The sequence below is a fragment of the Amycolatopsis sp. NPDC004378 genome, from assembly GCF_053602455.1.
Map to the genome: position 1 here is coordinate 462,915 of NZ_JBSGDR010000005.1, position 26,322 is coordinate 489,236.

The window sequence follows — 26,322 nt, forward strand, 5'->3', positions numbered from 1 at the left end:
GGATGGGGACCTTGATGAGCGCGAATCGTCCCGCCGGCCGCAGGCTCAGGACATTGCTGGGCGAGGGCCTGCTGGTCGCTCCCGGCGCTTACGACGCGCTCAGCGCCGTGTTGATCGAGCAAGCCGGGTTTGATGCGGTCTACATGACCGGGTTCGGCACCACCGCGTCGCTGATAGGCCGGCCGGACGTCGGTCTGCTGTCGATGACCGAGATGGTCGGCAACGCCGCGCGGCTGGTCTCCGCGGTCGACGTGCCGGTCATCGCCGACGCAGACACGGGTTACGGCAACGCGGTCAATGTGATGCGGACGGTGCGGGCCTACGAGCAGGCGGGCGTGTCGGCGATCCACCTCGAAGACCAGGTGATGCCCAAGAAATGCGGGCATCTCCGCGGCAAGGAGGTCATTCCGCGGGCGGAGATGGCCGGCAAGATCCGGGCGGCGGTGGCGGCTCGGCACGACCCGGACTTCCTGCTCATCGCCCGGACAGACGCTGCCGCAACCCACGGCCTCGAGGACGCGATCGACAGGGCGAAAGCCTACGCCGACGCCGGCGCCGATCTTCTCTTCGTCGAAGCGCCCACGTCGGAAGGCGATATCGAGCGCGTCGCCGAACAGCTGGCCGGCACCGTGCCACTGGTGTTCAACTGGGCCGAGGGCGGCCGCACTCCCCCGCTGTCGCTGGCTCGCATACGCGAACTGGGTTTCTCCCTGGTGCTGTTCCCCATCGGAACACTGTTGGCCGCAACCGCCGGTATGCGCCGCCTCCTCGATGCACTTCGGCGCGGCGGCACGCCGGAAGCGCTACTGGGCAAGCTCCCGACGTTCGACGAATTCACGACATTGGCGGGCCTACCCGAAATCGAGCAACTCGAACGACAGTTCGGGAACGGCTGAGCTCGGTTAAGCCCGGCGGGACTGGTACGCGACCCAAAAGCCCGACCACGCTCTCGACCCGCCACTCCGTGCACCTTGGGCCGCTCCGCCTCGGTGTCCGCATCACTCGCACCCGCCGCCTGCGGCCTACCGCTGCGGGTCGCCGTCATCGCCTGGACAAACGGGCGCGGCGTGCGGTTCGGCTGCCCGGTCCGGAACCTGGCAGCCGAACCGCGACAACTGCTCAGTACGCCGTGCCGTAGAGGTCGGGATCCGCGCTGCCGTCGATCACGTCGCGGAGGTAGTAGCCCGTCGTCGGCCGGGTGCGGAAGTCGAACGTCGAGCCCGGCCTGAGGTGCCAGATCTTGAATCCGCGGTAGGTCAGCGGCCGCCCGGCGACGGCTTGCTCCGGCTGGTGATCGGCCAAGACGATGTACGCGTCCTGGCCGGACAGAGTCGCTGTTCCGTTGGGCCCCAGGAAGAGCGATCCGCCTTCCTCCACGCCGGCCCCCCAGACCGCACCGCTCGTCGCCAGCCGATCCGCGACCGCTCGCGCGGTGAACGCCATCAGGCGGCCCATGCGATCACGGGTGACGAAGTGCGAGTCGTTGATGGTGTCGCCGTAGTTCGGCCAGGAGAACATGCCGGTGGTGAAGCTGATGTCCGGATCGTAGGGGTTCTGGAGCGCAGCTCGGCTGTCCACGCTGCCGGAGCAGGCGTCATAGACGATCGAGCTGTTGATGTGTGTTCCCGCGCTTCCGCCACCCGAGCCGCCGCCTTTGGCCACGACCGACTGGACCGAAGCCTGCAGGGACGTGCCTTTCCAGGCCGCGTACCGGCACTGGTCGCCGCCGGCGAAGTAGACGAATTCCGCGTTGCGGACGTCCGAGTTGACCCGGCTGTCGTTGCCGTCGCTCGCCCGGGTCAGCACCCAGGTCGTGCACGAGTTTACCCCGGCGAGCCCCATGACGGTGTCGCACTCGGGCGTCCGGCTGCCACTGGAGGGCGTCGAGCCCGCGAGCACCACGATATCCAGGGTGCCGGTGCCGCCGCGGATGGTGTCGATCGCTTTGCGCATCGTTTCCGCCACCACGGATCCCGAGCCGTTCATCGTGTAGGCGGGCCCGGACCAGCTGGATCGCGTGACGTCGGCGGTGTTGCCCGCCCGGGTTCTGGTCGCCGAAGCATCAGCGACGGGGTTTGCCAGTCCGGTCAAAGCCACGCAAGCAGCCAAGACGGTGAGCCAGCGACGCTGCATGGGCCCTCCTCAAGGATTGCGTGAAACACATATTACATCTAGTGTTCTCAATCCAGAAGATGTAAGTTGCGTTCCACCCTCGGGCGTCCGTCGCAGAGCGTCGTCCGGATACCAGGGAAGGGCTTCCGCCGTGCACCTGACCACTCCCCTCCCCCGCGGCCTGCTCGCGACGGCTCTGGCTGCCGGACTCGCCACGACCTTGACGGCGTGCAGCCAGAGCACGTCCCCGGCCACCGCCGAGCAGCGCGTCGTCGTGGCCGGCGCGGTCGTCCAGACCGATGCCGCGCTGCATTCCGCGCTACCGGCGGCGATCCGCGACGCCGGCACTGTCCGCGTCGCCTCCGACGTGCCGTACGCCCCGTTCGAGATGTTCGTCAAAGAGGGCCAGCCCGAGCTCACGGGTCTCGACTACGACCTCGGCCAGGCTCTGGGCGGCAAACTCGGCGTGCGGTTCGTCTTCACGCCTCAGAAGTTCGACGGCATCGTGCCCGCTATCCAAGCAGGCAAGTTCGACGTCGTGATGTCCGCGATCACCGACACCAAGAAGCGGCAGCAGGTCCTGGACTTCGTGGACTACTCGGTGTCCGGCTCAGGGATCCTCGTCGCCAAGGGCAATCCGGCGAAGATCACTTCGTTGCAGGACCTGTGCGGCAAGACGGTCGCCGTCCAGGCGGCCACCCACCAGGCCGACCTCCTCACCGCCCAGCAGCCGAAGTGCCAGGCCGCCGGGGCGGGGCCGATCAATGTCCAGACCTTCCCCAAGGACTCGGACGCCCAGCTTGCACTGCGATCACAGAAGGTGGTCGCCGAAGTGCTGACCAAACCGGCGGCCGGCTGGACGGCCAAGACCGCGGACGGCGGTTCGGCTTTCGAGTCGGTCGAGGATCCCGCCGCCGGCGGCGGTTACGACGCGACGCCGAACGGCATCGGAGTGTCGAAGCGCCTGCCCGAGCTGACCGACGCCGTCCAGAAGGCATTGCAGGCCCTCATCGACGACGGCACAGTGAAGAAGATCTGCGCGGCCTACGGCGTCGAATCCATCGCCGTGCCCAAGGCGACCCGCAACGCCGGGGAGGCCTGAGGATGTCCTTGCAAACAGAGTCCGAACCCATCGCGGACCGGGCCCGTCCAAGTGATCTGGTGACCGTCCCCTTGCGCCACTGGGGACGCTGGGCGACCGCGGTGATCGCGATCGTCGCCCTGGCCGGCCTGATCGGCTCCCTCGCCAAGAACGCGAACCTCCACTGGGAGATCGTCGGCGAGTACCTGTTCGCCGACCTGGTCTTCCGCGGGCTGGCGACGACGCTCTGGCTGACTGCGGCCGCAATGGCGCTGGGTCTGGTGCTCGGCACGGTCATCGCGGTGCTGCGCCTTTCGGCCAACCCCGTGCTCTCGGCGCTCGGCGGCCTGTTCGTCTGGTTCTTCCGCGGCACGCCGCTGCTCGTCCAGATCATCTTCTGGGGCTATGCGGGCGCTCTGTACCAGAAGATCATGATCGGTGTCCCGTTCACGCACATCACGTTCTTCAGCGCGGACACCAACGCGGTGCTCACGCCGGCGATCGCCGCCCTGCTGGCGCTCGGGCTGAACGAGGCCGCTTACTGCAGCGAGATCGTGCGTGCCGGAATTCAGTCCGTCGACGTCGGCCAGACCGAAGCCGCACACTCCCTCGGGATGCCGCCGACGCTGACCCTGCGCCGGATCGTGCTGCCCCAGGCGATGCGCGTGATCATCCCGCCGATGGGGAACGAGGTGATCAACATGCTCAAGATGACGGCCCTGGTCTCGATCATCTCCGCGCACGACCTGATGTCCAACATCCAGGACGTCTACGCGCAGAACTACCAGGTCATCCCCATGCTCGTCGTCGCGGGCGCCTGGTACCTGGTCCTGGTCACCCTGCTGGCCGCGCCTCAGGCCTGGCTCGAACGCCGTTACGGCCGGGGCACCCGGACCGGCAACGCCGGGCCACTCGGCCGGCTGCTCGCTGGTGGCCTGGTCCGCCGCCCGTCCCGGAAGGAAGACCGATGAGCTCGGTGATGGTCAGCGCGCGCGGGGTGCGCAAGCGGTTCGGCCACCTCGAGGTGCTGCGCGGAATCGATCTCGAAGTGGCCCGCGGTCAGGTGTGCTGCCTGCTGGGCCCGTCGGGCTCCGGCAAGTCGACCCTGCTGCGCTGCATGAACCACTTGGAGAAGATCGATGGCGGCGAGCTGTCGATCGACGGCGACTTCGTCGGCTACCGGCAGCAGGGGAACAAGCTGCTCGAACTGCGGGAACGCGATGTGGCCCGGCGCCGCCGCCAGATCGGCATGGTCTTCCAGCGGTTCAACCTGTTCGGGCACATGACCGCGCTGGAGAATGTCGTGGAGGCGCCGGTCCGCGTGTCCGGCCTGGGCAAGGCAGCGGCTCGCGAGACCGCGCTCGAACTGCTTGACCGCGTGGGGTTGAGCGATCGGGCCGGCCACTACCCGGCCCAGCTCTCCGGCGGCCAGCAACAGCGAGTAGCGATCGCCCGTGCGCTGGCCATGCGGCCCAAGCTCATGCTGTTCGACGAGCCGACGTCCGCTTTGGACCCGGAACTGGTGGGTGACGTGCTGGATGTCATGCGCGGACTGGCCTCGGACGGCATGACGATGGTGGTGGTGACGCACGAGATCGGGTTCGCCCGCGAAGTGGCCGATACCGCGGTGTTCATGGACGAGGGCATCGTCGTCGAGGCCGGCGACCCCCGGCAGGTCCTGGAGGCACCGACGCAGAAACGCACGCGCGAGTTCCTGGCGAAGGTGCTGTGATCAGCATTCCGGACGCCGACCTGATCGCGCTCCTGCACGCCGGGGCACACGACGCCCTCCCCGGCTACCTGGAGGACTTGGCGGAGCTGGTGGCCATCGACTCCGGCTCCGACGATCCCGAAGGAGTCAACGAGGTTGCCACGTGGGTGGCAGGCCGCCTGAGCGATCTCGGGTTCCGGCTCGCGAGGACTCCGCTGGCCGGACGCGGTGACGCCGTCGTCGGCAGGCGGACCGGCCGGGCGGTTCGTGCTTGCAGGATCCTGCTCGTCGGGCATCTCGACACCGTCTTCGACCGCGGCACGGCCGCCGCACGGCCGTTCTCGGTTGTGGGCAACCGCGCACACGGTCCGGGTGTCAGCGACGACAAGGGCGGTGTGCTCGCCGGGCTGGCCGCCGTGAAACTCCTGCTGGACAACGGTTTCGACGAGTTCGGTGAACTCGTTTTCCTCGCGACTCCCGACGAGGAGGTCGGTTCGCCGGCGAGCCGGAAAGTCACCGAAGCTGTCGCCGCAGGAGCGGATGTCGCGCTGGCCCTCGAGTGCGCCAGGGAAAACGGCGACCTGGTGATCGCCCGCAAAGGCGTCGCGGACTTCCACATCCGCGTCACCGGCCGGGCTGCGCACGCCGGGATCGAACCCGAACGCGGTGCCAACGCGGCACTCGCCGCGGCGAACCTCCTCCTCGAGCTGCAGGCGCTGAACGGCCGACGGGCGGGCGTCACGGTCAACGTCGGGGTGCTGCGCGCCGGTCAGCGGACGAACATCGTGTGCGCGGAAGCGGACCTGAACCTCGAAGTGCGCTCGGTGACCAGGGACGGCATGGAATGGGCCGCGAAAGCGATCCACGAACGGGCCGGTCAGCTCCTCGTCGAAGGCACCAGCGCGGTCGTCACCCAGATCGACGACTGCCCGGTCATGGAAGACGGCCCCGCGGCCCGAGCGCTGTTCGAGCGAGCCCGCTCCCTCGGCAGGCACCTCGGGCTCGAACTCGGCGCCGCGGCCACCGGCGGGGTCGGGGACGCCAACCTCATCGCCGGCCTGGGTGTGCCCGTCCTCGACGGACTAGGCCCGGTTGGCGGCGCCGACCACACGCCGGAGGAATGGCTGGACGTCGCTTCCGTGCCCGGCCGGATCGCCCTGCTCGCTGCCCTCATCGCCACGAACCGTCGAGAGGATGACCGATGAGAAGACCACGATGGACACGACCTGCGCTGTGCACCGCAGCCACGGCGTTGCTGCTCACCTCACTCGCCACGCCGACATCCGCGTCACCCGGATCGGGGCCGCGCGGTTCCCTGGTGCTCGTCGGCGGTGCCCTCGCCGAAAACAACGATGCCGTCTACCGGGAGATCCTGACCCGTGCCGGGGGTCCCCGTGCACGCATCGGGGTGATCACCGCGGCCTCGATCCCGGCAAGCCAGGACCCCGATGCCGCCGACCCCGAGCGCTGCGCCAACTCCGAATGCAACGGCGCCTACTACGCGAAGCTCTTCCAGCAACACGGCGCGGCAAGTGCCGAGTGGATCCCGATCGACCTCGACCACCTCGGCAACGCCGAATCCGACGCCGTGACCGCTCAAGTCGAGCAGATGACCGGCTTTTTCTTCGGCGGCGGCGACCAATACCGTTACGTCACGACTCTCCTCAGGGGGACGAGTCACACCGACAGCAAGGTGATGGCCGCGATCCGGGCACGGTTCACCGATGGCGCGGTCGTCGCCGGCTCCAGCGCAGGGGCGCAGATCGCGGCAGGTCCGGACATGGTGACCGGCGGCGACTCGTACGAGGGGCTCCGTGACGGCAGCAAACCCGGGTACTTCGACGATCCGTCCGTCCTCGGCTACTTGCCTTCCGGCGGCTTCGGTCTGCTGACCTCAGGACTGATCGACACCCACACCGGGGTCAACGGCCGCGAAGGGCGTTCGCTCCGGCTCGCCGCCGACACAGGCCACGACCGGGTCTACGCCCTGGACGAGAACACCGCTCTCGTCGTGGACCACCCCTCGGCTGCTCGGGAAAGCATGCACGTCGTCGGAGAACACGGCGTGACGATCCTGGACCTCCGCGGCAGTCATGTGTCCACCCTGGGGTGTGGTTGGTCGATCACCGGAGCCGGCTACAACTACCTCACCAACGGAGACAGCTACCTCCCTGGGCCCCGCCGGTTCGAGCCGGCCGCAGGCGCACACACCGTCCGGCCCGCGGACCGCACTCCGATTCCCGCTAACGACGACGTCTTCTCGTCGATCCGCAACCCTGTGGGGAACTCGTACTCCCTGCTGAGGACGGCGTCGAGTCTCGGCGCGAACGCGGTGGCCCGGACCGCGGTCGCGCGGACGTTCGAGGTCTCGCCCAGGTTCGACGTCCGGCTCCGGCGCGACCACGGCGCGGTTCTGTGGGCGAATCCGGACCCTCGGCTGCACAGCGTCATCGGGCTTCGGCTCGCCATCGCACCCACTGCGTGCGGCAACGGATGAGCAGCCACGGTAGGTTCTGACCGACCACGGCCCCGAGCGCCTGAGGAGACAGCCTTGCCTTCCGACACCGTCGCCGAACAGATCCGGCGGCGGCTGGGCGAGCTGAGCCCTGCCGAGACGAAGGTCGCTCGGGTCCTGCTGGCGAACTACCCGGCCGCGGGCTTCGAGACTCTCGCGGTGCTGGCCAAGCGCGCCAAGGTGAGTGCTCCCACCGTGCTCCGCTTGGCCACCCGTCTGGGCTATCCCGGTTTCCCGGGCTTCCAAGCGGCCTTGCGCGCCGAGCTGGACGATCGCGAAGCTTCGCCGCTGACCCTCTACCCGGATGTCAACGAACCGACGGGCACGATGTCGCTGCTCGACCGGGCAGCCCGCCAGTTCGGCCAGGCCATCACCAGGACCTTCGCGGAGACGAGCGAGCACGATCTAGAGCGGACAGTCGACCTGCTCACCGACCCGAAACGTCGGATCCTGCTCGCCGGCGGCAGGTTCAGCCGTCTGTTCGCGCACTACCTGGCTCTTCACCTGATGCAGCTGCGCGACGGCGTCGGGCTGGTGCCCGAGCATCCGGTCGAACGGGCAGCTGCGGCTGCCTCGCTCGGCACTCGCGACGTCCTGGTGTTGTTCGACTATCGCAGATACGAACCCGAGCAGGAGGGCATGGCAGCGCTGGCCGCCGAACGCAAGACGACCGTCGTACTCTTCACCGACCCGTGGCTCTCGCCGATCAGCCACCACGCAGAGGTCGTGCTGGCTCAACAAGTCACGGCACCTTCGCCCTACGACAGCCTGGTTCCAACCGTGGCCTCGATCGAGGCCTTGGTGGCTCTGCTGGTGAGCAGACAAGGCGAAGGCGCGAGGACGACGATGACCAGCCGTGAAGAGACGGCTACGCGGCTCGGCTTGTACTGAATGCAGTGAATCCCCGTAGCACCGCCCTGCTCCGCGTGGTGGAGTATCTGAAAGACTTCGCCAATGCCGAAGCGCAGGGTCCCGGAGCGGTCTCCTGCGTCAGGATCGGGACTGAACGGTCACGTTCGGTACACCGTGGCGCACCGTTGTCACGTGGGGGCTCGGGACAATTAGGTGACGGATTGTTCTCGAAATGATGGCGCTCTCTGAATAGGGCTCTGGCGCGGGTTTCGTGGTCCGGTGACTCGGAGTGAGTTTCGTTGAGTCATGCCAGGATGACTCGTTTGCGGAGGAGGTCGAGCTTCGCTCGGCCGTACATCTGGCGCTTGATGGCCTTGATCCGGTTGACGTTTCCTTCGACCTTGCCGGAGCTGTAGGGCAGGGTGAGCCCGGCGGTGACGGTGGCGTGGTCGCGGCGGATCCCGATGGCGAATGATTGCAGTTCGGGCTGGTCATCGGATTCCACTGTGGACAGCCAGGTGCCGAGGTTTTCGCCTTCTCACAGGACCATCATGGTGGCGAATGCCTTGACGTGCTCGGTGAGGCGATCCAGGTGTGGACAGCGGGACCGTATGTCGGCGAGTTGACGCTTCTCGTCATCGTCGAGATCGTCCGGACGGCGCAGCAGCCAGCCGGTGACCTGGCGGACCTTGGGCACGACCGACGGTGCCGGCGGCGGGGTCAGCATCTCGCGGAAAGGGTGCAGGTAGCGGCGGACGGTCTGCTCGCTGCCCGCGAACCCCTGAGCGGAGATCTCTTTGGTCAGCTGAGCGGCCTCGATGACGCCCTCAGCCCAGCGCTGGTGCAGGTACGGCTTGAACGGGTCGAGGAGGTTGCTGCGGCCGACCGCCTTGCCGAGCAGCTCCTCAACCGTGGCGGCGCGAGCGAAACGCCGGACGGTCTTGCGATCCAACGAGAGGATCCGGCAGATTGCCGACAAGGATTCGCCCCGGCGACACAGGTCTTGGACCGCGGCATAGCGTTCCCGTGTGCGGGTTACCAACCGCGACTCCGCGGGCTCGGATACGGTGACGGCAGGGTCGCCCTCGGCCGCGTCGGCCGGTGGGGTGCTGTCGTCGGGCGGCTCGGGTTTGAAGCAGCCACGGTGGCGCGCAACGGCTTTTTCCACGTGGTCGCCCAGGTTGCGCCACAGGTGGAACCGATCGGCCACTTGGATAGCCTCCGGAGCGCCGGTATTCGCGCCTTCGGCGTACGCGCCGGCACGGTCGCGGCAGATGCGGGAATCATGGTGTCGGCAGTAGAGGCCGAGCACGGCGTCTGCGGCCGGGTGCGCACAGATCTCGTCGACGGGTACCGGCTCGACCACAGGTTCCAGATCCTCAATCCGGCTCACCCGGCGATACGCCGGCTGATCGATCTGGACGCCCTTCGACCTCGGCTCGTTCTGGCGCGCTGTCCGCGTGTCGCCGAGGACGGCGGCACCGCTTTCTGCACCATTCTCCGGAACGATGATCAAGGCCACCTTCGGTCATCCGTGACAGACATGCGCGTTCAAACACGCGTGGAGGCGGACACGAACTCCAGTGCGGCGGCCATGTCGTTGACCTTGCGCACGCTCCGGGTGCTGAATCGCTCCCAACCGGGACCGGCGGCACAGACCTCGACACCGCTGTGCGCGATTCGATGCGCGAGGAGGTCGTCGGCGGTGTTCACCGACATCGACCACAACATCACGACCGGGGGATCCAGCTTCGACGCCATGCCTGCCGTCGTCTCGGCCGGCACCATCTGCCCCAAGAACACTGCGGGAATGCCGGCCTCGACCAAGGCCACACGCAGGAATTCCATAGGCAGGCAATGCCGCTCGCCCGGGCAGCACGCGAGCAACACCGGACGTCCGGGCAGCAGCGATTCGTAGCGGGCGCTGAAGCGCTGGAGGGCCGCGGAGACCTCGTTGGTCAACGCCCACTCGGATTCGAAACACGCTTGGCCTCGCAGCCACCGGCCGCCCAGGTGCTCCAGCACCGGCGCGACTACCTCGCTCCACGTGACAGCGGGACCGAGGGCCGACAACGTCTCGTCGAGCAATGCGCCCATGTTCGCGAACTGCAGTCCGTCGGCGGCTTCACCCAGTTGGCGGACGCTCTGGGGAGCCGAACCGGTCAGCTGGGCGTCGTCCGAGTCGGCAAACGCCTTGGCCGCGGCTTCGCGCGGCCGAAGTCCTCGATCGATCAGGCGTTGCATGTGCTGGAGGCGCCGGACGTCGAGATCGGAGTAGCGCCGGTGTTTGCCGCTTTCGCGCAGCGACGGTCCAATGCCGTAGCGCGAACTCCAGCTACGCAGGGTTACCGGTGAGACTCCGAGCATCTGCGCCACCATGCCCGAAGCCCATGTCGCCGCCGCACCAGGTCCACGTGCTTCGGCACTTGCATCGACGTACATCAGCTCCACGATCCCACACCGCCCATCAGGCCCGGCTGCCTTCACCGCGCACGGCATCCGACCAGGTCGGGACGCTCGCGCTCCCGAGAAATCATGCCACCGGATGCGGACCGTGAGTCAAATCACCGAAAACGAGCCGCCTGGTCAGGGCCACGCATGTGCATAGTCCGCGGAGACCACTCGCACCGCGGCGTCGGGCCGTCGAGCACTTTGCCGGGGTCCCGCATCACGGTCCGACCGGCCGGTAGGACCACATCTCCCGCATCGGCCAGGCTGCTGCTCAGGGTAGGTCCACAGGGTAAGGAATCATCGACCAGACCAGGACCATCCGCGGGCCCAGGTTCCCGACCAGCTGGGTCAGCACCGGCGCCGGGACCATCTCACCGAGCAGCACCACTGGGATACCAAGTTCGCGCTGGACGGCCGAAAGAACCTTCATAGAACCTTCATCGGTAGCGCGTGGCGCTCGGCCGGGCTGCACGCAAGCACGACCGGCGTTCCGACATGCCGGTCCTCCAGACCCGACGCGGCATCGTCAACTTCGTCCAGCAGCCGTCGCGACACCGCGGCCGCGACCGATTCAAAACGGATGAGCTCGGCCACGTCCTGTGGCCAGACCCCTGGTTCAGCAACATCGCCATGCGCCTCAGCCGTTGGAAGTCGCGAGGGAAGAAACGACGCTCACCTCGCGGCCCTCGCTGCGCCGATCCCAGGCCGTAGCGCACGTCCTAGGTACGCATCACAGGGGAGACTGCCAGCGCAACCGCCATCTGCCCGGTCGTCCACATCGTCCGGTCGCTGGTTTCGAGGTCAGATCGGGAAGTCACGTGTCCTTTCCGTCCTCATCTTGACCGATCTGCATCGATATCGCAACGCAGGGGCTCCTCGCCATGAGGTTCACCCCGGACGGTGGACAGGGGCTTAAGAGGGTTCAGGCAGCCATGCGGAGTGACTGCTCGAAGGTGTCGGGACTGAGCATCCCGATCGAGGAGTGCCGCCGCACACTGTTGTAGAACTTCACCCAATTGTCAACCGCGGCAACGAGTTCCGTCTTCGTGGCATACACGTGCCGGTAGTAATGCTCGTGCTTGAACGTCGACCAGAACGACTCCGCCGGGCTGTTGTCCCAGCAGATCCCGGTCGCGCCCATCGACCGGCGCAGCCCGTGCCGGAAACACGCCTGCGCCGTCAGATGTGCGGTGAACTCGCCGCCACGGTCGGAATGCAGAATCGTGCCGCGACATCTGCCGCCTCGTGCGGCCACCGCGGCGTCGATGGCGTCGGTGACCATCTCAGCGCCGATGTGGTCGGAGATGCTGTAGCCCAGCACTTTCCGGGAGTGCCCGTCCCGGATCGCGCACAGGAACATCTCGCCCTCACCGCACGTGAGGTACGTGATGTCGGTGAACCACGCCGCGTCGGGCCGGCCCCGGTCGAACCCTCGCTCGACCAGGTCCGGCGGGAACGACGCGGCCGGGTCGACCACTGTCGTCTTCACCTTAAACGTGCGCGGGCTGATGCCCTCCAGGCCGATCGAGGCCATGATCTTGGCGACCGTCTTCGCCGTGACCACCTCGCCCTGATCACGCAGCTCGGCGGTGATCCGCGGCGACCCATAGGTTCCGCGGGAGTCCTGGTGCGCCTGGGTGATCTTCACCTCGAGATCGGCGCGGCGTTGCTGCCGCGGCGTCAGCACCCTCGCCGCGGCGCGTTTGGCGTGCGCGTAGTAGCCCGAGGTCGACACGCCCAGCAGCCGCGCCATGCGCCGGACCGAGAACTGCGTGCGCCGCGGCGAAGTGGAGGTCTCGGGAAACTCGTCGGGGCCAGCGTACTCGGCCATCAGAGCGAACCGGGCTGGTTCTTCTGCATCGCGGCAAAGTACGCCGAAGCTTTTACCAGGAAGGCGTTGTCCTTCTCCAGCTCGGTCACGTGCCGGCGCAGGCGCTGCAGCTCGGCCCGCTCAGCTGCCTCCAGCGGTTTCTCGCCGTGGACCTCAGCGGCGGTGATCCGGCGCCGTTCGTCTTTGACCCAGACACTCAACATGCCCGGATCGATACCCAGCTCACGGGCAACCTCAGCGATCGTGCGGCCGGAGTCGATCACGCGGTGAGCAGCCTCGACCTTGTACTCGGCCGTATACGACCGGCGCTTGCGAGGAGGCATGAGGACATCCTTCCAGCAGGACAGCTGGTCCTGCTAACTCGGTGTCCACTACCCGGGGTGAACCTCACCACGCCCTTTCTTGTCCAATCGACACCACATCAGCCGGATCGACTACACCCCTGCATCGCTTTGTGACAACAGAACCGAACGGCGGACGATTTTCCCGATGTGTGGACAAGGCACACTGCACGTGCAACGGTTACGCATCAGTGGACACCGGAATGTGGAGGGAGACCGGATGGCGGTGACGGCGGAGGGCGTCGTGTCGTCAGACAAGGAGCCCGGTGAGTGGTTGAGCACGCTCAACCGGCGCTGTCTCACATATGCGAGCCAGTTCGTCGATGACCGCGGCGAGGAGCATTTCTCAGGGCGAAGCGAAGGTGCCCTCGCCAGACAGGTCCTGCCCGAATTTGTGCGCGGGGGCAAGTTCCTGAGACCGACTTCCGCCTATGCGGGCTGGTGCTGCCGCGGCGGCAAGAAGAACGCTGCCGCCGTCCGAGCGGCGACAAGTCTGGAGCTGCTGCGCTGTTTCGCGCTGGCTCAGGACGACGTCACGGACGCTTCCGCACTGCGCCGCGGCAGGCCATCACTACACGCCCGGTTCGCCCAATCGCACCGAGACCGGGACTGGACTGGTCCGCCGGACCGGTTCGGCGAGTCCGCAGCCACCCGGCGGCGGTGGCTGGATCGCCAAGTCGGGCCGGCTCGCCAGGAGTTCCCGGGTACCAACAGCGTGCCACCGTTGGACAACATCAATTTGCTCGATCGCTGCGAAGGCGACGCGAGCCGCTGGGCGGAAAAAGAATGCCGGCTCGGTCGTGGAACTCCACGCCTACGCCGGCACGACGATCGACACCGAAGGTCTGGCCAAGCAGATGGACGCTAAGATTCACGAGATCTACCCGGAGACCGCCACCGCCCGCACCGCGGGCGCGATCACGTTGTGGCGCGAGGGCTGCCCGATGTTCGGTGTCGGCGAGTTCGCCCACCGGCCCACGGTGTCCACCACGACGCCCGGGCTGGTCCTGGCCGGCGACGCCATCCGGGCAAACCTGCCCGTCGCCTTGATGGAACGAGCCGCGACGACCGGCTGGATCGCGGCCAACACGCTGCTGTCCGGCTGGGGGCTGGCGGGACACATCCTGCGCTCGGTGCCGAACCGCGGCAGGTTGGGCCCGCTTAACCGCTTCGCGGCCGGGATGGGGCGAACGCGATGAGGACGGTCTCGATCGCGTTGTTCACTCGCGACCTGCGGGTGCACGACAACCCCGTGCTGCACGCCGCGGCAGCGGCGGACTTGTGCATCCCCCTGTTTGTCCTCGACACGGCCATCACGACCGGCTCTTTCAACCGGCCCAACCGCGCGTCGTTTCTCGCTGACAGTCTCGAGGATCTCGACGCCGGGCTGCGTGAGCTCGGCGCCGCGTTGGTGATCCGGCAGGGTGAGCTCGTCGAAGAGGTCATGACGCTGGTGCGCGAACATCAAGTCTCATCCGTGCATCTCGCTGCCGACGTCAGTGGCTTCGCCCACCGTCGGGAGGAGGCGCTCCGGGCAGCCCTCGGCCGGGAGGGCGTCGAGTTGCGCATGTACGAGACGTCGATCACAGCGGTGGCCCCTCTTTCGATCACACCCTCTGGCGGCAACGATCACTTCGCCGTCTTCACCCCGTACTTCCGTAGGTGGGCGGGCACCAGCAAGAGGACTGTGCTTGCCCGGCCGAAGCGGATCGCGCTTCCACCGTTGCGCGCGGAGAAGCTGCCGAAGGTGACGGACATCTGCCGCGGTGACCGATCTCCGGATCTGGCCAAGGGTGGTGAAGCGACTGGGCGCGCGCTTATGACGAAGTGGGTGTCGGAGCAGATCGACAGCTACGAAGACCTGCACGACGATCTCGCGGGAGACGCGACCTCCCGGCTGTCACCACATCTGCACTTCGGCACCGTCTCGGTCACCGAGCTACTGGACCGGGCCGGATCCGGTTCCGACGGCGCACGGGCGTTCCGGCGGCAGCTGGCCTGGCGGGACTTCCACCACCAGGTGCTCGCCGCGCGACCGAGGTGCTCCACTGTGGACTACCGAACTCGCGGTGACCGGTGGCGGCAATCCGAACACGAATTCACCGCGTGGCGCGACGGTCGCACTGGCTACCCGATCGTGGACGCCGGGATGCGTCAGCTCGCGCTGGAGGGCTGGCTGCACAACCGAGCCAGGCTCCTCGTCGCCAGCTTCTTGGCCAAGACGCTGTACCTCGACTGGCGGCTGGGCGCGCGGCACTTCGCGGACCTGCTCGTCGACTGCGACGTCGCCAACAACCAGCTGAACAGGCAGTGGGTTGCCGGGACCGGCACCGACACCCGGCCCAACCGGGTCCTCAACCCGGTATTGCAGGCCCAGCGCTACGACCCGACCGGCGACTACGTACGCCGGTACGTCCCCGAACTCGCCGGGATCCGGGGAACGGCCGTGCACGAGCCGTGGAAACTCACGCCCGTCGAACTCTCGGCGACGGGGTATCCGCGTCCGCTGGTCGATCTGCGCGCCGCGGCAGACCGGTTCAAGGATGCCCGGGCGAAGAACAGCCGCCCTCGCTGACGGCCGGAACGCGCCGGTGAAGAAGATCCGCAGCATGTGCACGGCCATCGACGCCACGAAGATCAGCGCCGCCCAGTGGTGCAGGTGCCGCATGAACAACCCGCCACGCACGTCGAACGAGAGGTCCAGCGTGGTGCGGAAGGCCTGCGACATCTCCAGGCCCTGCATGTTCTTGAAACTGCCGTGGTAGACGACCTCCTGCATCGAGGGGTCGAAGAACAACGTCAGGTACACACCCGTGAGCAGCAGGATGATGAAGCTGTAGAGCGCGATCTCGCCCAGCAGGAACGACCAGTGCGTCGGGAACACCTTGTTCATCTGGTGCCGCAGGCCCTTGGCCAGCTGATACCGCTGATCCGCGTTGCTCGCCGCCTCGCCCACCTGCCGCACGGGCGCGCCCGCCCCCTTCGTCGGCGTGGTGAGCGAACTCAAACGCACCTCCGGTCAGTCGGCAGGATGTTCGTGACACGTGTGCATCGAATTCGCAACGCTTGTTCAGCCTTGACCGACGACACGTCGGTCACTTGCACCGATTTGGGTCAGCCTTGGTCAACGGCACCCTCCAGCAGTGCGTCGAGCGACTCGCGCACGATGCGCTCGACCTCATCGGGCGCAGTGGCAACCAGCGCCGGCAACCCGACGACCGCCCTGGTGACGCCGATGCCGAGGATCCACGCCCACGCCAGCTCGGCGCGTACGGCTCGCTGCTCCTCGGACCAGCCGCGGTCGCTGCGCGGCTCCGTCACCGGCAAGTACGTCCGGACCATCTGCTCCCGCATCGCGCGAGCGCCATCCGCAGTGCTCACCGAGCGCAGCATCGTCAGGACGGGGTGGGCACGCGCCGGCTCGGCGGGCTCGAGAAACCGACGCAACACGGACAGCAGCAAGGCCTCGCCATCCGCGGCGGGATCGGGTTCGCCGCGGCTCAGGACCAGTTCGTACAGGTTCCGCTTGGAGCCGAAGTAACGGAAGACCAGGGACTGGTTGACGCCGGCTCTCGCAGCGATGCGGCGCGCAGTCACCTCGTCGTAGGCGTTCTCGGCGAACTCCGCTCCGGCCGCCTCCAGCAACGCCTCACGGGTCCGATCCGCGTCGCGCGACCGCACGTTCTCCTCGTCTTGACCTGCCATGCGGATCAGCATAAGGTCGAGCTATGTAATCGATGGATTACATAGCTCGAAGGGAACAGCTCATGCCCGATGTTCGCCACCATCTCGCCACAGCCGAACAGCAGTTCGTGGGAACAGCGTCGCAGCTGACCGCGAAAGACCTCAGCCGGCCAACCCCTTGCACCGAGTGGGATATCCGCGCGCTCCTGACCCACACCGTGGGCACCATCGTCTTGTTCGCGGCCGCTCTCGACGGCGCTCCCGGACCGGACCGCAGCGCCCTGGCCGGCACCGGCGACCTGCTCGGATCCGATATCGGAGCATCGGTCGAGGCTGCGCTGGAGCGTTCCACCCGCGCCTGGGCCGCGGTATCGGACATGTCGGCCGAACGAGAAACACCCCTCGGCCCGATGAGTGCCGAGCGGCTCGCCGGAATCGCCACGTTCTCGGCCGTGGTGCACGGCTGGGACCTGGCCGTGTCGCTCGGCGCGCACAGGGAAATCGATCCCGGGCTGCTGGCGATCGCGCGCCCGGTGGCGGCCGTCATGGTTCCGGCGATGCAGGCCGCCGGCGCCTTCGCACCACCACTCGTCACGCGAGACAGCGCCGAGACAGCAGCCTTCATCGCCTCTGTCGGACGCGATCCGGCATGGCCGGCGTCGCCTGATGTTGCGCGATGAATTCGGGCGAACAGACACTGCGAGGTTCGGGAACGGTCCCTCGGCCTGATCTCGGAGGTGCTCCTCCGGCATCTGACGGCTGATTTCGCGCCCGCAACCCGGTTCGCCCTTGTACACCGGCTCCCCCGGCAGGCGTCGGCGCGGACCGGGGACAGGTGGCTGTGAGTTCAGGGGCACCGGCCACCCGGGCCGGTACGTGCACGAATCCCCTCGGTCGTGCCGTCCCGGTTTCCTCGGAAGCTCGTCGCCGCACCCGACGAACGTTCTGTGCTTGTGCACAGTTTTCCCGCTTGGCGCCCGGAATCCGGTCCGGCATCCGGACCAATAAAACCGGCCGAACAGCTCGAACCGCGTTTGAGACTACAGCAAAAGACCAGGTCAGGCCCCACGGTGCAACCGGCCGCCATTAACCCAACTGCACGTCCGGCAGAGAGCCGGATGATTTGCGGCCATCAGGGCGAGTCCCTAGGATTCCGCTGCCGATATCACAAGTTGGCCGCGTTCCGGGACCGGAGGTCCGTTATGCCACGCAATGCCCGTGAGCACAACGAGTTGTCGGTCGAAGAACTCCTGCGCCGAACGGGAGCGCGAGCTCGCCGCCCGGGCGAGAAGTCCGCAGCTGCCGCCGACCCCAGGGTGGCCGGCACCGCCGGACGGTCGCGAACACGTTGGCTCACAGTGACTTCCCTGCTCACCGGCGCGGCAATCATAGGCACGGCGGTCGTGCTCGCGACTCGTGCCGGACACACAGAAGTCGACGCCATTCCCCCGTACGAGCCGCCCGCTGCCGCGCAGTTTCCTGAATTTTCCGCGCCGCCGACAGAGGACGCCGCAACGAACGCAACGCCCACGGGTACCGCTACCGCCAATCCCAAGAAAGGCACCGAGCCGCCAGCACCGAAAAAGGCATCTCCCAGCGTTTCGACACCATTACCGACAACAGCGAAACAAGTGACCGAAACACAGACGGCCGACTACTCGTGTTCGGTCGAATTCAGTGTCGAAACATCCTGGCCGAACGGCTTTACCGAGTCCGTGTACATCACCAACCGTGGAACGCGCGCTTTCACGCCGTGGACACTGAGCTGGAGTTTCACCACCGGGCAAAGGGTTACCGACGGCTGGAACGGCACCTGGACGCAAGCCGGGAGCCGGGTGACGGTCACTGCGCCCTCGTGGGCGACGTCCCTCCAGCCCGGCACGACTTTCAAGACTGGTTACAACGGCTCGTTCGGAGACTCGAACCCTACGCCGCGAGCGATCCAGATCAACGGAACGCCCTGCCGGGTCGTCTGAGCCCCTCGGCGCCGGTGTGTCTCGCTCGGCCGCGGGTGGCACGAGCGCATCGATTGTGCAACGCTTAGGGTGTGACTCATTCGCGTGCAAGCCGCTGCCGTCACGCCGGAAGCTGCACAACGGCAGGCTCCGCATCACACCCGATCCGACTCGTGAGGCCGGCGCATCACGCTCAGGAGGCGACGGGCCGCCCACTCAGGCCCGCGATCGCGAACCGATTCGATCGGCTCGAGGCCGGTCGCTCCGCGCGTCAAGAGCTCGCTCGCCGCGGCAGCCGTGGCCTCGGCTGTGACTGTCGCCGGATTCAGGCACAGACCGCCACCGCATCGTTCGAGGTCGGCCGCGACGGCGAACTGATCGCTGGAAAACGGCAACGCGAGCGCCGGTAGCCCGGCAGCCAGGCACTCCGTGAAGGAGTTGTTCCCGCCGTGATGGACAACGAGGTCGACATGAGGCAGCAGGGTGCGCTGCGGCAGATAGCCCGCAACGTGCACTCGTGCGTCGGCCGACGAGAATCGACGCGACAAGGTGGTGTTCCGGTCACCGGCTGCCAGCACCACAGAAAGATCCGGCACGGCCAGCAAGCCGTCGGTGACGGTGGCGAGCACGTCGTCCCGGGCCGAGAGGAACGTGCCGAACGAAACAAGGGCCAGCCGGCGCCCTCCGGCTGTCAAGCGACGCACCACGCCGCGCCATTCGGGGTCGAGTTCCTCCTCGCCCACCGAACTGCAGTGGCCGGCGAAGATGCGCGCCGGGCCGGCCGCCGGGATCGGAAGCCATGGCAGCAGCGGGTAGCTGAACACGATCGCCTCGGCAGACGTCAGGGCAAAAGCGCGTGGCGGCCGCGGACGGTCCGGCGCGTGTTCGGCGACGAACTCGTCGAACAACCGGGTGAAGAGCCGATCGTTCGCCACAACGTCTTTACGCAGGGCGTCGAGGTCCCGAATGTCCGGGGCGATCGCCGATGGCCAGTAGGGTGGCAAGCCGAAGTAGCGGCCGGGTTCCTCGATGATGTAGCTGGGATGCCCGGGACAGAACGTCGCCCATCTCGACCCGACGCAATGCAGCGCCAGAGTGACGGCGTAAGCGAGCTGGTCGGTGACGTACCACTCCGGCGAGAGCTCGGCCTCCAGTGCCCGGACGGCCGCCAACGCCCGACCGGGATCGGTCAGCATGTCTGCTCGCCGATGACGCGCTTGCGCACGCAGCGCCGCGACGGCCCCGTCGCGAGTCGCGGCGAAGAACTCCGCCAGCCGGGCGGAGGCGGCAGCATCCTGCTCGGTCCGTTCGGCGACACCGTCGTTGGCGCCTCCGCCCATGCTGAAAGGCCGGAACCGGAGACGATGTTCGTCGGCGAGGCCGGCGAACGCCGGTGCACACGCGAAGGTGACGTCCGCGCCCGCCGCTGCGAGCCCGGCCCCCAGCATCGCCATGGGGCGAGCGTGCGACGCGAACGGCGGCGCGATCACCACCACTCGCTCCTGCGCGGGCCCGACTGTGTCCATCGACATCCCCTGTCCTCGTTCGGCTCGACCCTACTTCCCCCGTGCAAGGAGTTCGTCCGTGGTCATCTCCCCGCTGGACACCGTTCAGGACGATCCGATCGCGACCATCCGCGGACACGACCCGCGGCGTTCGGCCTCCGGCTCGTTTCGAGAAGCGCTGACGCGCCTGGATCCGCGGATCGCCGATCTGTTGGCACGCGAGTACGCCGGAACCTCCGGAGCAGTTCCGCCGGTTCCCGGAGCGGCGGTGGCGACCGCACGTCGCTTCGTTCGTGCGCCGCTACCGCGGCACCCGCTGGCCATGCTGCTCACGAGCTGGCCTGCCGGCGCGGACCTAATCTCCGCCGAACCGGCGCGATCGGTCCGGACGGACTTGTTCGATCGGAGCGTCGCGACCTTCGGGGCCGCGGCGGCCGAATCCGCGCTGACCTCGGCTTTCACCCAGCTCGACCCTGAGCACCACGACTTCTTGTTCGACACCGCGGCGCGGCACCGGCTCGTCCTGCCCGCCACGACAGTGGGTTCGTTGAGCGGGGACGGCAACCGGCGGCGCCGCCACGCGCGGTGGCGTTACGCGGCCACGCTTCCTGCCACAGCGTCGAAGCCCGAAGGTTGGGAAAGAGCCTGGGCCGCGGCTGCCGGCGGCTACGAGCGGCTCCTGCTCTCCGCCGTCGCGGCACGGCACGCCGGCCCGGCCGGGACGGATCGGCGCTGGCCCGGTCCGGCACCCGCGCCGTCCGCGCCGGGAATCACCGTGGCGCAGTCGATGTTGCTCGGTTCGGCGGATCGGCCGGGTGCCGGGGCCAGCGGCGGCCTCACGGTGCTGCTGCGTTCGCTGGCCGACGCCCTCACCGCGGTCCCCGGAATCGGGCGTGTCGTGACCGTCGTGCTGTGTCCCGAGTCGCGGCTGGGCCGACTCCAGTCGCTGGTGACGACAATGTCCGACGGCGACCGCGAACACCTCGTGGTGCACGTGCCGGTCGACTCTCCAGGCCCGGTTTCTCAGCGGGACCTGAGCGCGCATCGGCTCGCGATCACCTTCTGGATCGAGACCTTGCTCACGACCGCCGCGATCGCACCGGACGTCGTGCACGTGCGCTACTCGGACGACGGATCCGTCGCAGTGTCCGACGCCGCGACCCGCCTGGGGGTTCCGACGGTGTTCACCCTGACCGGAGATCCCCACCGCGCGCTCGCCGCGCGTTACCGGGCCGGGAGCGACCCCGACCTCGCCGCGGCCCATCAGGACCTGCACCGGCTGTATGCCGCCGACCTGCTCGTGGCGGCGGCCGACACGGTCGTCGCGTTGCCCCGTGGAGGGCATGACATCGAGCGGTTCTTCCCGGCCCTGCCGGCAAAGCCCGAGACGGTCGAGGAAGGCATCTCCCGGTACTGGCCCGAGCGGGAACCGGCCGAGAACCTGCGACAGGTTTTCGAGACCCTGTTCGACGAAGACTCCGAGTTACCCCGGCTGGCCGAGGCAGCCCGGACCATGCCGGTCATGCTGTCGGTCGGACGGCTCAATCCGGTGAAGAACCAGCAGTTGCTGGTCCGCACCTGGATCGACCGAAAGCTCTACCGGTCCTATGCTCTCGTCCTCGTCGGTGGCGATACGGAGAACCCCACGGCAGAAGAGCGGGTTGTCCTGGCCGAGATCCAGCAAGCGGCAACCGCGGTGCCGGAGGCGGCCGGGCTGCTGGCCGTGGTTCCGGCCGTCTCCAATGCATGGGTGCGTTCACTCGAGCACGGCCTGGCTGCTTCCTGGGAAACGGACTCTCCGCACCTGTACGTCTGCCCGAGCCAGAAGGAAGAGTTCGGAATCGCGTTGCTCGAAGCGATGGAAGCCGGGTTCCTGGTGTGCGCGCCGCAGCGGGGCGGCGCAGGGTACTACATCCGCGACGAGGCGAACGGCTTTCTCGCAGACACCAACGATCCCGATGCCTTCGCGGACCGGCTCGCGGACATCGTGCGGGGCGCCGTGGCTGACCCCGGCAAGGGCAAGGCGATCGCCGAAGCCGGTCGGCAGACGGTCATCCGGCAGTTCGACATCAACGACGTGGCCGCCAAGTTCGCCGACGTCTACTTCCGCACGATCGAGGAGGGCCGGTGACCGCGAAGTTCTCCAGTGTCGTCGACGCGCCGCTCGACGAGGTGTTCGCCTGGCACGGCCGGCCCGGCGCGATCGTGCGCCTCATGCCGCCCTGGCAGCCGGTGCGTGTAGCCGAGGAAGCGGGGTCGCTGCGGAACGGACGTGCCGAGCTGGTGCTGCCGACCGGACTGAAATGGGCGGCTGAGCACCAGCCCGACGACTTCGAGGCCTCGCGCAAGTTCGTCGACAGCTTGGAGACGCCTGTGCTTTCGACGCTGTTGCGTTGGCGTCACACCCACTGCTTCGAGAGCGTGGACGACTGCCGGACGCGAGTCACCGACACCGTGGAGACCAGGCTGCCGATGTCGATGCTGTGGGCGATGTTCGCCTACCGGCACCGCCAGCTCGCCTGGGATCTCACCGCACACCAACGCTACGGCGGTCCTCCGATGACAGTAGCCATCACAGGCGTCGGCGGGCTGGTGGGTACCGCCCTGTCAGCCTTGCTGAGCACCGGCGGACACCGCGTCGTCAAGCTGGTTCGGCGGCAGCCGCGGAGCAGCGGCGAACGCCTCTGGAACCCGGCAGCTCCGGACGCGGAACTGCTTGCCGGGATCGACGCCGTCGTCCACTTGGCCGGAGCGTCGATCGCCGGCCGGTTCGATTCCCGGCACAAAGCGAAAATTCTGCACAGCAGGGTGGGTCCGACGCGAGCGCTTGCCGAACTGGCCGCTCGTACCGTCGACGGACCCCGAGTGTTCGTCTCGGCGTCCGCAATCGGCTTCTACGGACCTGACCGCGGGGACGAGCCGCTCACCGAGGAAAGCGAACGAGGGGAGGGGTTTCTGGCCGACGTCGTGTCCCAGTGGGAAGCAGCAGCGACGGAACCGGCGCGGGCGGCCGGCCTGAAGGTGGCGAAGATTCGCACCGGTCTGGTGCTGAGCCCGCGAGGCGGCCTGTTGCGGCTGCAGTACCCGCTCTTCGCACTCGGGCTCGGCGGTCGGCTGGGCCAAGGGGGGAACCGGATGTCGTGGATCGGTATCGACGACCTGACCGACATCTACCTGCGAGCGTTGACCGACCCGGAGCTGACGGGACCGGTCAACGCCGTCGCGGTGGAACCGGTGACCAACGAGGATTACACCAGTACCTTGGCCGCACTGCTGCACCGCCCAGCACTCATTCGCGTGCCCGCGTTCGGGCCCCGAATGTTGCTGGGGCGGGAAGGCGCCGGCGAGCTCGCGCTCGCCGACCAACGCGTGCTACCCCGCAGGTTGATCCACAACGGACACCGGTACCGCACGCCGCGCCTGAAGCCGGCGCTCGCGCACGTACTGGGCCGGGACGCGCCGGACGCCGAATTTCCCAGGTTGGACTGAACCGGACATCACCACGACGCTCCCGGCCGATAGTTTCCCGCGCTCCACTCCTTGCCTGCCGGATCGAGCACACGAGCGCGACGGCTGCCCCACCCCGTGTCTTCCGGCGGGATGACCCCGGTGGCGCCCGCTCCGACAGCCCGCGTGAACCAGTCGTCGACCTCGCGGTCATGCTCGAACCACAGGTACAGGCCGTCGCCGGTGCTGACGCCGACCAGCGCTGGACAGTCGTAGTCGGCGTCGGCCGTGGCGATCATGAGCACGACGGATCCGAGACGCATTTCGGCGTGGACGACCGCACCGGCTTCGTCGTCCTGCCTGGCCACCAGGTCGAACCCGATGGCGGCGAGCCAGTCGAGCCCGGCCGGGGCGTCGCTATAGCTGAGGTAGGCATACAGACCGGGTGACTCCATGGACGTCTCCTTCGGGGAAGGACCGCCGGAGGTGGCCACTCCGGTTCGGCCACCTCCGGCGGAGCATCACTTTCGGATCATGGGGTTGCCATAGCCGATCACCAGGCCCTGAGTGAACGCGGTGACGCCGAAGGTCTTGTTCAACAGCGCCGCGGCCGGTGCCGTGAGGGCCAGGGTGACGCCGTCGGGCGTCGTGACGCCGATCGTGAACAGGTCGGCGCGGGTTCCGAAGTTGATCTTCCCGCTGAGCACGCCGCGGTTGAGGTCGATGGTGTAGCTGGTCAGGTAGAGGCACTTACCGCCCGCGCGCAGCACCAGGCCGCCGATGTGCTCGATGGTGCCGTCGTTCGGGTTGCCGACGATCGTGAAGCCGAACACGGTCTTGCCGCCGGGGTGACTGACCTTGGCGAAGACTGGCGACACCTTGACGCCGAGCGACGTGAGCGCCTTCGCCGCGGCGGCATCCAGCGTGAGGTCGGTTCGCCCCTTGCCGAAGTGGTGCCAGCCGTGGTTCGAGACGGTGTAGGAAGACGCGTGGACCGGCTGAGCTGCCTGAGCGGGCGACGCGGCGACGCCGGCCAGGGCCGCCGCGGCGGCGATGGACACCCCGAGCATGCGAAGGCGCATGATGACTCCGTTCTCGTTGCTTCCTGGACACGAGGGATACGCGAAAAAGCACTCGGGCGGATGCAGCAGTTGCGGCGATATTTCTCAGCGCCCGCTTTCGGCACGGAGCCAGACAGTGGCGTCGCCGGGCAGGGTCGAGTTCACCAACGGTTCGCTGGTGATGATCGGCGCACCCCATTCAGCAGGCAGTTCGACCGGCGAGGCGCCGAAGTTGGTGACGCAAGTGATGTCGCGGCAGGTGAACGCGACGACCGACGGGCCAGGCTCTTCTCGCCACGCGAACTCGCCCTCGGGCAGGCCGCGCCGCGCTTTCAGGGCCCGCCGGTAGAGGTTGAGTGTCGAACCGGCGTCCATCTCCTGTTCGGAGACGGCGTACTTGCCGAACCAGTCCGGCTGCGGCAGCCACGGTTCCTCCGCCCCTGCGGGACTGAAGCCGAAGGTCGGCTCACCGCTCGCCCAAGGCAGGGGGACCCGGCAGCCGTCTCGGCCGGCCTCGGCACCGGCGGTGCGGAAGAAGATCGGATCCCGTCGCCGGTCGGCGGGGATGTCGAGGACCTCGGGCAATCCGAGCTCCTCTCCTTGGTAGAGGTAGACCGAGCCGGGCAGCGCGAGTGTGAACAGAATTGCCGCCCGGGCACGTCGTTCCCCCAGTGCGACATCGACGACTCCCCTGGGGCGCATCTTGGCGGCGAAAGGGTCGTTGCTGGGCGGAGCCGGATCGGCCTCGACCAGCCCGTAGCGGCTGACCGCCCGGTGTACGTCGTGGTTGGCCAGGGTCCAGGTGATCGGCGCGTTCGTCGTGATCAGCTGCCGCATCGCGCGGTCGACCGACGCTCGGAAGTCCTCCGCGCCCCAGGGCTGCATCAGCAGATCGAAGTAAAACGCCTGGTTTAACTCGTCCGCACGCAGATACGCGGCGAGGTCCTCGGCGTGCGGCACCCACACTTCGCCGACGAACATCAGCTCTCGTCCGGGCCCGTAGCCGGCGGCCAGTGCCCGCCAGTTCCGGTAGATGGCGTGCGTCTCGGGCTGGTTCCAGGAATGCTCGTTGTAGTCGCCGCCGGACCAGTCGCGTAGTTCGGCGTCCTTGACCAAGCCGTGCGCAACGTCGATCCGGAAACCGTCCACTCCCCGGTCGAACCAGAACCGGAACACTTCGTCGAAGTAGACCGCCACCTCGGGGTTGCGCCAGTTGAAGTCCGGCTGAGCCGAGGTGAACAGGTGCAGGTACCACTGCCCCGGCCTGCCGTCCGAGGTGACGGTCCGGGTCCAGGCCGGTCCGCCGAAGACACTGCGCCAGTTGTTCGGCGGCTCGTCACCTCCCGGACCACGCCCGTCACGGAAGAGAAACCGGTCGCGCTCGGGGGAACCGGGGGCGGCCGCCAGCGCCTCGAGGAACCAGGGATGTACGACCGAGCAGTGGTTCGGCACGATGTCCATCAGTACCCGCAGACCCCGCTCGTGCGCCGCGGTGACCAGGTGGTCGAATACCTCGAGGGTGCCGTAGTCGGGGTTGACGTCGGTGAAGTCCGCGATGTCGTAGCCGTGGTCCGCCTGGGGCGAGGGGTAGCACGGATTGAGCCAGAGCCCGTCGACGCCCAGCCGGGCGAGGTAGTCGAGCTTCGACACGACACCGCCGAGGTCGCCGATGCCATCACCACCACTGTCGACGAACGATCGGACATAAAGCTGGTAAATCACGGCGGAACGCCACCACGGGAATTGCGAATCGAGCACGGGAGTTCCTGTCCTTGG

27 protein-coding genes and 1 pseudogene are annotated in these 26,322 nt (G+C 67.7%); 14 read left to right on the plus strand and 14 right to left on the minus strand.

What is annotated here, in order from left to right:
- Positions 1–2 precede the first annotated feature (2 nt).
- Positions 3–896 (plus strand): isocitrate lyase/PEP mutase family protein, encoded by an 894-nt coding sequence (locus ACWEN0_RS19775; RefSeq protein WP_451975105.1) that lies wholly within the window; start codon positions 3–5, stop codon positions 894–896.
- A gap of 223 nt (positions 897–1,119) precedes the next feature.
- On the opposite strand, the gene ACWEN0_RS19780 is transcribed toward ACWEN0_RS19775, so the two are convergent.
- Positions 1,120–2,133, minus strand: a complete 1,014-nt coding sequence (locus ACWEN0_RS19780; protein ID WP_451975107.1) for a hypothetical protein — start codon at positions 2,131–2,133, stop codon at positions 1,120–1,122.
- 130 nt (positions 2,134–2,263) lie between these two features.
- On the opposite strand from ACWEN0_RS19780, the gene ACWEN0_RS19785 reads away from it, so the two are divergent.
- The 6 genes from ACWEN0_RS19785 (at position 2,264) to ACWEN0_RS19810 (ending at position 8,310) form a co-directional block, all read left to right on the plus strand.
- Positions 2,264–3,214, plus strand: coding sequence for an ABC transporter substrate-binding protein (locus ACWEN0_RS19785; RefSeq protein WP_451975109.1), 951 nt, complete (start codon positions 2,264–2,266; stop codon positions 3,212–3,214).
- 59 nt (positions 3,215–3,273) lie between these two features.
- Entirely contained in the window at positions 3,274–4,164 is an 891-nt protein-coding gene (locus ACWEN0_RS19790) for an amino acid ABC transporter permease (RefSeq protein ID WP_451975111.1), read from the plus strand.
- The gene (locus ACWEN0_RS19795) at positions 4,161–4,925 is read left to right on the plus strand and encodes an amino acid ABC transporter ATP-binding protein (RefSeq protein ID WP_451975113.1); all 765 of its coding nucleotides are present in this window, start codon (positions 4,161–4,163) and stop codon (positions 4,923–4,925) included. Before ACWEN0_RS19790 ends, ACWEN0_RS19795 begins: the two co-directional genes overlap by 4 nt.
- Positions 4,922–6,109, plus strand: a complete 1,188-nt coding sequence (locus ACWEN0_RS19800) for a M20 family metallopeptidase (RefSeq protein ID WP_451975115.1) — start codon at positions 4,922–4,924, stop codon at positions 6,107–6,109. The genes ACWEN0_RS19795 and ACWEN0_RS19800 overlap by 4 nt, the downstream gene beginning before the upstream one ends.
- Before the next feature lie 113 nt (positions 6,110–6,222).
- On the plus strand, positions 6,223–7,401 hold the full coding sequence (locus ACWEN0_RS19805) for a cyanophycinase (RefSeq protein WP_451975117.1): 1,179 nt from the start codon (positions 6,223–6,225) through the stop codon (positions 7,399–7,401).
- A gap of 54 nt (positions 7,402–7,455) precedes the next feature.
- On the plus strand, positions 7,456–8,310 hold the full coding sequence (locus ACWEN0_RS19810) for a MurR/RpiR family transcriptional regulator (protein ID WP_451975119.1): 855 nt from the start codon (positions 7,456–7,458) through the stop codon (positions 8,308–8,310).
- Between the two features lie 265 nt (positions 8,311–8,575).
- Here ACWEN0_RS19810 and ACWEN0_RS19815 read toward each other — a convergent pair whose 3' ends face one another.
- From ACWEN0_RS19815 to ACWEN0_RS19845, 7 genes are all read right to left on the minus strand, one after another.
- A complete protein-coding gene (locus ACWEN0_RS19815) occupies positions 8,576–8,785 on the minus strand; it encodes a transposase (RefSeq protein WP_451975220.1) in 210 nt (69 codons plus the stop codon).
- Between the two features lie 24 nt (positions 8,786–8,809).
- Positions 8,810–9,793, minus strand: coding sequence for a hypothetical protein (locus tag ACWEN0_RS19820; RefSeq protein WP_451975121.1), 984 nt, complete (start codon positions 9,791–9,793; stop codon positions 8,810–8,812).
- A gap of 29 nt (positions 9,794–9,822) precedes the next feature.
- Positions 9,823–10,713 carry a MerR family transcriptional regulator gene (locus ACWEN0_RS19825; protein ID WP_451975223.1) on the minus strand — a complete coding sequence of 297 codons (891 nt, stop codon included), beginning with the start codon at positions 10,711–10,713 and terminating at the stop codon, positions 9,823–9,825.
- Positions 10,714–10,993: 280 nt separating this feature from the next.
- Positions 10,994–11,152: a hypothetical protein gene (locus ACWEN0_RS19830; protein WP_451975123.1), complete on the minus strand. Its 159-nt coding sequence runs from the start codon at positions 11,150–11,152 to the stop codon at positions 10,994–10,996.
- The gene (locus ACWEN0_RS19835) at positions 11,149–11,316 is read right to left on the minus strand and encodes a hypothetical protein (protein WP_451975125.1); all 168 of its coding nucleotides are present in this window, start codon (positions 11,314–11,316) and stop codon (positions 11,149–11,151) included. Before ACWEN0_RS19835 ends, ACWEN0_RS19830 begins: the two co-directional genes overlap by 4 nt.
- Before the next feature lie 328 nt (positions 11,317–11,644).
- Positions 11,645–12,553: an IS3 family transposase gene (locus ACWEN0_RS19840; protein WP_451975127.1), complete on the minus strand. Its 909-nt coding sequence runs from the start codon at positions 12,551–12,553 to the stop codon at positions 11,645–11,647.
- The gene (locus tag ACWEN0_RS19845) at positions 12,553–12,876 is read right to left on the minus strand and encodes a transposase (protein ID WP_451975129.1); all 324 of its coding nucleotides are present in this window, start codon (positions 12,874–12,876) and stop codon (positions 12,553–12,555) included. The genes ACWEN0_RS19840 and ACWEN0_RS19845 overlap by 1 nt, the downstream gene beginning before the upstream one ends.
- Before the next feature lie 238 nt (positions 12,877–13,114).
- Between ACWEN0_RS19845 and ACWEN0_RS19850 the strand changes: the two genes are divergently transcribed.
- Genes ACWEN0_RS19850 through ACWEN0_RS19860 form a run of 3 tightly spaced genes read left to right on the plus strand, consistent with a single transcriptional unit; the run spans position 13,115 to position 15,469 of the window.
- Positions 13,115–13,762 carry a polyprenyl synthetase family protein gene (locus tag ACWEN0_RS19850; RefSeq protein WP_451975131.1) on the plus strand — a complete coding sequence of 216 codons (648 nt, stop codon included), beginning with the start codon at positions 13,115–13,117 and terminating at the stop codon, positions 13,760–13,762.
- Positions 13,695–14,093 carry an FAD-dependent oxidoreductase gene (locus ACWEN0_RS19855; protein ID WP_451975133.1) on the plus strand — a complete coding sequence of 133 codons (399 nt, stop codon included), beginning with the start codon at positions 13,695–13,697 and terminating at the stop codon, positions 14,091–14,093. Before ACWEN0_RS19850 ends, ACWEN0_RS19855 begins: the two co-directional genes overlap by 68 nt.
- Complete coding sequence (locus ACWEN0_RS19860; RefSeq protein WP_451975135.1) at positions 14,090–15,469, plus strand: cryptochrome/photolyase family protein; 1,380 nt, start codon at positions 14,090–14,092, stop codon at positions 15,467–15,469. The genes ACWEN0_RS19855 and ACWEN0_RS19860 overlap by 4 nt, the downstream gene beginning before the upstream one ends.
- Positions 15,470–15,472: 3 nt before the next feature.
- Here the strand turns inward: ACWEN0_RS19860 and ACWEN0_RS19865 are convergent.
- Together ACWEN0_RS19865 and ACWEN0_RS19870 are read right to left on the minus strand one after the other, a co-directional pair.
- Positions 15,473–15,901, minus strand: a pseudogene (locus tag ACWEN0_RS19865) (cytochrome b); the annotation flags it as partial.
- Between the two features lie 107 nt (positions 15,902–16,008).
- Positions 16,009–16,599, minus strand: a complete 591-nt coding sequence (locus ACWEN0_RS19870; RefSeq protein WP_451975137.1) for a TetR/AcrR family transcriptional regulator — start codon at positions 16,597–16,599, stop codon at positions 16,009–16,011.
- Positions 16,600–16,661: 62 nt separating this feature from the next.
- On the opposite strand from ACWEN0_RS19870, the gene ACWEN0_RS19875 reads away from it, so the two are divergent.
- Positions 16,662–17,258 (plus strand): TIGR03086 family metal-binding protein, encoded by a 597-nt coding sequence (locus ACWEN0_RS19875; protein WP_451975139.1) that lies wholly within the window; start codon positions 16,662–16,664, stop codon positions 17,256–17,258.
- A 678-nt stretch (positions 17,259–17,936) separates the two neighbouring features.
- Complete coding sequence (locus tag ACWEN0_RS19880; RefSeq protein WP_451975141.1) at positions 17,937–18,554, plus strand: cellulose binding domain-containing protein; 618 nt, start codon at positions 17,937–17,939, stop codon at positions 18,552–18,554.
- A gap of 134 nt (positions 18,555–18,688) precedes the next feature.
- Here ACWEN0_RS19880 and ACWEN0_RS19885 read toward each other — a convergent pair whose 3' ends face one another.
- Entirely contained in the window at positions 18,689–20,065 is a 1,377-nt protein-coding gene (locus tag ACWEN0_RS19885) for a glycosyltransferase (protein WP_451975143.1), read from the minus strand.
- Between the two features lie 52 nt (positions 20,066–20,117).
- Here ACWEN0_RS19885 and ACWEN0_RS19890 point away from each other — a divergent pair, with 52 nt between their 5' ends.
- Both ACWEN0_RS19890 and ACWEN0_RS19895 read left to right on the plus strand, forming a co-directional pair.
- Positions 20,118–22,169: a glycosyltransferase gene (locus ACWEN0_RS19890; protein WP_451975145.1), complete on the plus strand. Its 2,052-nt coding sequence runs from the start codon at positions 20,118–20,120 to the stop codon at positions 22,167–22,169.
- Positions 22,166–23,527 carry a TIGR01777 family oxidoreductase gene (locus ACWEN0_RS19895; protein ID WP_451975147.1) on the plus strand — a complete coding sequence of 454 codons (1,362 nt, stop codon included), beginning with the start codon at positions 22,166–22,168 and terminating at the stop codon, positions 23,525–23,527. The genes ACWEN0_RS19890 and ACWEN0_RS19895 overlap by 4 nt, the downstream gene beginning before the upstream one ends.
- 8 nt (positions 23,528–23,535) lie before the next feature.
- On the opposite strand, the gene ACWEN0_RS19900 is transcribed toward ACWEN0_RS19895, so the two are convergent.
- The 3 genes from ACWEN0_RS19900 to ACWEN0_RS19910 form a co-directional block, all read right to left on the minus strand.
- Entirely contained in the window at positions 23,536–23,940 is a 405-nt protein-coding gene (locus ACWEN0_RS19900; protein WP_451975149.1) for a VOC family protein, read from the minus strand.
- Positions 23,941–24,006: 66 nt separating this feature from the next.
- Positions 24,007–24,567 (minus strand): hypothetical protein, encoded by a 561-nt coding sequence (locus ACWEN0_RS19905; protein WP_451975151.1) that lies wholly within the window; start codon positions 24,565–24,567, stop codon positions 24,007–24,009.
- Between the two features lie 84 nt (positions 24,568–24,651).
- A complete protein-coding gene (locus ACWEN0_RS19910; RefSeq protein WP_451975226.1) occupies positions 24,652–26,304 on the minus strand; it encodes a glycoside hydrolase family 13 protein in 1,653 nt (550 codons plus the stop codon).
- Between the last annotated feature and the right edge of the window lie 18 nt (positions 26,305–26,322).